The sequence below is a fragment of the Ilyobacter sp. genome, from assembly GCF_041583315.1.
Classification (GTDB): Bacteria; Fusobacteriota; Fusobacteriia; order Fusobacteriales; family Fusobacteriaceae; genus Ilyobacter.
Genome location: NZ_JBFHGC010000200.1, coordinates 1 through 4,687 on the forward strand (window position 1 = coordinate 1; position 4,687 = coordinate 4,687).

Annotated in this window: 6 protein-coding genes; 5 read left to right on the forward strand and 1 reads right to left on the reverse strand. The window is 35.5% G+C overall.

Going from position 1 to position 4,687, the window contains the following annotated elements:
- The 3 genes from ABZA26_RS08080 to ABZA26_RS08090 form a co-directional block, all read left to right on the forward strand.
- On the forward strand, positions 1-209 hold a 209-nt coding region (locus ABZA26_RS08080), incomplete at its 5' end, for an HIT domain-containing protein (protein WP_372714016.1).
- Between the two features lie 211 nt (positions 210-420).
- Positions 421-621 (forward strand): cold-shock protein, encoded by a 201-nt coding sequence (locus ABZA26_RS08085; RefSeq protein WP_372714017.1) that lies wholly within the window; start codon positions 421-423, stop codon positions 619-621.
- Positions 622-783: 162 nt separating this feature from the next.
- A complete protein-coding gene (locus ABZA26_RS08090) occupies positions 784-2,010 on the forward strand; it encodes an MFS transporter (RefSeq protein WP_372714018.1) in 1,227 nt (408 codons plus the stop codon).
- A gap of 44 nt (positions 2,011-2,054) precedes the next feature.
- On the opposite strand, the gene ABZA26_RS08095 is transcribed toward ABZA26_RS08090, so the two are convergent.
- Positions 2,055-2,807, reverse strand: coding sequence for a glycerophosphodiester phosphodiesterase (locus ABZA26_RS08095; RefSeq protein WP_372714019.1), 753 nt, complete (start codon positions 2,805-2,807; stop codon positions 2,055-2,057).
- Positions 2,808-3,310: 503 nt separating this feature from the next.
- Here ABZA26_RS08095 and dhaK point away from each other — a divergent pair.
- Complete coding sequence (gene dhaK, locus ABZA26_RS08100; RefSeq protein ID WP_372714020.1) at positions 3,311-4,309, forward strand: dihydroxyacetone kinase subunit DhaK; 999 nt, start codon at positions 3,311-3,313, stop codon at positions 4,307-4,309.
- Between the two features lie 13 nt (positions 4,310-4,322).
- On the forward strand, positions 4,323-4,687 hold a 365-nt coding region (gene dhaL, locus ABZA26_RS08105; RefSeq protein WP_372714021.1), incomplete at its 3' end, for a dihydroxyacetone kinase subunit DhaL.

Genomic DNA, 4,687 nt, shown 5'->3' on the forward strand with positions numbered 1-4,687 from the left:
CCACTATCAATGACATTACTCCTGAAGACGCAGTCCTCATAGGCGAAGCCTATCTGGCTATCGGCAAGATAACAAAGGATCTAGGGGTCTCTGAAGACGGCTACAGAGTGATTACAAACTGTAACAGTTACGGTGGACAAGAGGTATTCCATCTGCATTTTCATTTGATGGCAGGAAGACCTTTAGGACCGATGTTAAGTTTAAAATAAAAAATTCTGCAGAATAAAGGGAAGATTCTTTCGTAATCTTCCCTTTATTAATTATATTTATCTTTACTATTTTTTATATTTATGTTATTATATCTTTAGTGATTCAGAATAAAATTTATTTCTAATTTTCGTTCAATACTTTATGAGTTTTGTGATGATTTAGTTAAAGATTGTTCTAAATTTCAAAACAAAATTTATGGAGGTATTACAAATGGCAAAGGGAACTGTAAAATGGTTTAATGGGGAAAAAGGATTTGGATTTATCACTTCTGAGGACGGAACAGATGTATTCGCACACTTTTCTGAAATTCAAAAGGACGGATTCAAAACTTTAGAAGAGGGAGAGCAAGTAACTTTTGAGATCACTCAAGGGCAAAAAGGTCCTCAAGCTTCTAACATCAAAACTGTATAATTAAATAATTAAAGCTGCCTTAACTGGCAGCTTTTTTTTATTTTAAAATTTTATTTTAGCATTCAGGACTTTTATTGTTTACGGTTTTTATGTTGTAGGTTATAATGAAAAAATCCTACTTGTAAAAACCAGGAAAAAATTTATATATAAAGGGGCTTCCTCATGAAAAAACATTTTTTAACAGAAAACTTTTATATTTTAGTAGCCCTTTATGCTGTAGCTGTGTTCCTTGCCAATGATATGTTTTTGCCTGCAATAGGAGATATAGCAGAAGATATGGGATCCAGTAAAGGAATGATCTCCTACGGCGTTGGATTTTATCTGCTAGGAGCCCTGAGTTTACAGTTTTTTGCAGGTCCTCTGAGTGACAAATACGGAAGAAGAAATTCCCTGTTGGGGGGAGGATTATTCTTTTCCATAGCAACCTTTGGAATAATTTTTACCCACAGTGTAACCACATTTTTATTTTTTAGGTTCTTAGAGGGTGCAGGGACATGCATGTTCTCTGCTGCAGGAATGGCTTCACTCAATGAATATTATGATGAAGACGAAGCAGTGAGAGCCATCTCACTAACGGTAAACGTGATCATGCTCGCACCTATACTGGGACCGATAATAGGTGCTCTCATCATAAAATTCACCTCCTGGCGTGGTATATTTGCAATAGATCTCCTGTTTATAGCTATTATTCTGATTCTCATATACTTCTATATGCCTGAGACCTCCAACCGAGAGCTATCGAGAAATATGACTTTGAAAAATAGTTTCCAGGGATTGTCCTTGGCATTTAAAAATAAAGTTTTCATTCTTCATAGTTTATCTGTGGCTTCCCATGCAGGAATGTTTCTCATATGGATTACAGCAGGTGCACATATGCTTATTGACAATCTCCACCAGTCTCCTCAGGAATACTCATTTGTACAGCTGCCTATATTGCTGGCCTATGTAATAGGAAATACCATTTCACCTCCTCTTGTGAGAAAAATGAAAAGTGAAAAAGTGATTTTAATATCAACTAAAATTATAATTGCTCTGCTGGTTCTTCTGACTGGTATAAACTTGATTTTTAACAGCACCCTGTTTATTATACTCATAACCTTATCTAGCCTGATGTTTATGAGAGGCATAATAAACTCTCCATACAGTCAGTATATATTGTCTCTGGAAAGGAAATTCCAGGGTTCTAGTGCCTCAGTAATGTCCATCGTCACCAACGGCGGAACCTTCGTTGCCAGTATGGTAGCTTCATTTTTTTACAACTTCAACAATTTGCAGTATACCCTGTTGATGATGTCATTTTCATTTTTAGGAGTTATTTTTACTTATTTAGGAAGAAGTCGGTCCAGAGTATTATCATTAGAGACAGAGGCCTCCAAAGATAATTTGTGAGTTTTCAGGAAATCAGAGTTTATAAGTTCAGAATTTAAATTTTTTCAGGATTCAGATTTTTTCTTTTCTACGTAGTATTTAGACAAAGCATTTTTCATATCCATGGGAAAATTTGTCATTACGCCGTCTGCACCCATATCAAATAATTCTTTGGTGGTCTCTGGATCATCAGAAGTCCATACATATACCATTTTTTTGTAGCTATGGAGATCTTCTATGATCTCCTTATTTATATAGTTTAGATTGAGATGAAAACTGTAAATATCCATTTCTGAATCAATCATATATTTCCCGGGATTCAAAAGGTACCCTTCATAAAGAAATGCAACTTTGACTTCAGGAAGCAGGATTTTGATCTTTTTCAAGCATGGATGATTAAAGGACGATATAATTGTATTTTCAATCCTGTCATGTGATGCCAGTAAATCTGCAACTCTTTCAGCAAGAGGTCCCTTGTTTGTAGCTTTTATCTTAAGTTCTATATTCAGTATCATATCTTTGGGTAAAAGATCCAAAATTTCAGCCAGAGTTGGGATTTTTTCCCCTTTAAATTCCTCAGAAAAATATGACCCAAAATCAAATTTTTTAATCTCATCTAATGTAAAATCATCTACTTTTCCATTTCCATTAGATACCCTATCTATAACCCAATCATGACAAATCACCACCTCATTGTCTTTTGTCAGCTGCACATCGAGCTCTATTCCATCAGATCCCTGTTCAACTGCCAGTTTCATGGCCGATATGGTGTTTTGTGGGGCGTATCCTGAAGCTCCTCTGTGCCCAAATATCTTCATCTTTTCTCCTCCTCATCGGATTACTCAGTGAATCCCACTACATCTATAAGGAATAAGTATTTTACTAAAGAATAAATTACGGTAAGTATACAAATCTGTAAACACAAAACAAAAAAAATCTTTGCAGTTATACTCTTTCCGATTTTATTCTGTAATAATTTACTTTTCTGAAATTTTAAATCCTTCCTCTAAAATGCAGTATAAAAAATATCCCTATGCTATTTTATTGACTTTGTGCTAAAAATGAAATATCATTAAATTGTAAGAAATAAGTACAAAAAGATTTATAAAGGATTTTTAAATTCAAACTCTTAAAATAATATGTAGCGGAGATGGTGAGAGACTACACAATACAGACAGTCATGTGGCTGTTAGTATTTGTGTTTTTTTATTTTTAGAATATAAAAATTATAAATAATAAAGGAATTGGAACAAATTTTATTAAAAGAATACATAGATAAAAAATTTAATTTTACATATAAAAATAATCGAGGAGGAGATGTATGAAAAAAATAATTAACAGCCCTGAAAATGTCGTAACTGAAATGCTGGAAGGTGTTGTAGAAGCACATCCTGAATACTTGAAAAAATTAGACGGGTTTCATGTCCTTGTTAGAAAAGATTCACCTATTAAAGGCAAGGTAGCCCTTGTTAGCGGAGGAGGGAGCGGACACGAGCCTTCACACGGTGGTTATGTAGGTACAGGTATGCTAAATGGTGCTGTGGCCGGAGAAGTATTTACTTCACCTACACCGGACCAGGTGCTTGAAGCTATAAAGGCTGTAGACGGAGGAAACGGAGTTCTCCTCGTTATAAAAAACTACACTGGAGATATAATGAATTTTGAGATGGCTGCAGAGATGGCTGCTATGGACGATATTAAAGTAGAAAAAGTGGTTGTCAATGATGACGTCGCTGTGGAAAACAGTACTTATACTGCTGGTAGAAGAGGAGTAGCAGGAACTGTATTTATCCATAAAATAGCAGGAGCTGCTGCTGAAGAGGGAAGAGATCTTGCTGAAGTAAAAAAGGTCGCTGAAAAAGTAATCGCAAATGTAAGAAGTATGGGAATGTCTCTAGATGCATGCATAGTACCTGCCGCCGGTAAAAAAGGGTTTGTCCTGGGAGATGACGAGGTAGAGATAGGGCTTGGAATCCACGGAGAGCCAGGTGTGTCTAAGGAAAAACTAAAAAGTGCAGATGAGCATACTCAGGAACTCATGGATAAAATACTAGAAGATAACAAGATAGAAAAAGGTGAAGAGGTAGCTGTCATGGTAAATGGTCTCGGAGCTACTCCACTTATGGAACTATACATAGTAAACAGAAAAGTAGCAGGTATCTTGAAAGAAAAAGGAATAATAATAGCAAACACTTATGTTGGTAATTTTATGACATCTTTAGAGATGCCTGGATTCTCAATAAGTATTTTAAAATTAGATGACGAACTTAAAAAACTTTTAAATGCAAAAGCCGATACACCTGCATTCAAACAATTCTAAAGGAGATATTACTATGATTGACAACAAAAAACTTTTAGATATTTTAAATAATATAGGGGATCGTATAATAGAAAACAAGATGTTTCTAAATGACCTGGACACAGCGATAGGTGACGGAGATCACGGTATCAACATGTCAAGAGGCTTTACAAATGTAAAAGTTAAACTCAAAGATCTCGAAGGAAAAGACTGCACTACGATTCTTAATACTGTGGCTATGACACTTATTTCTACAGTGGGTGGAGCTTCCGGTCCTCTGTACGGGACAGCTTTTATGAAGAGTGCTGCTGCTGTAAAAGGCTTGGAAACTATCGATTCCAAAGGCTTTTTAAATATACTCAAGGCCTCTATAGAGGGTATCCAGATGAGAGGGAAAGC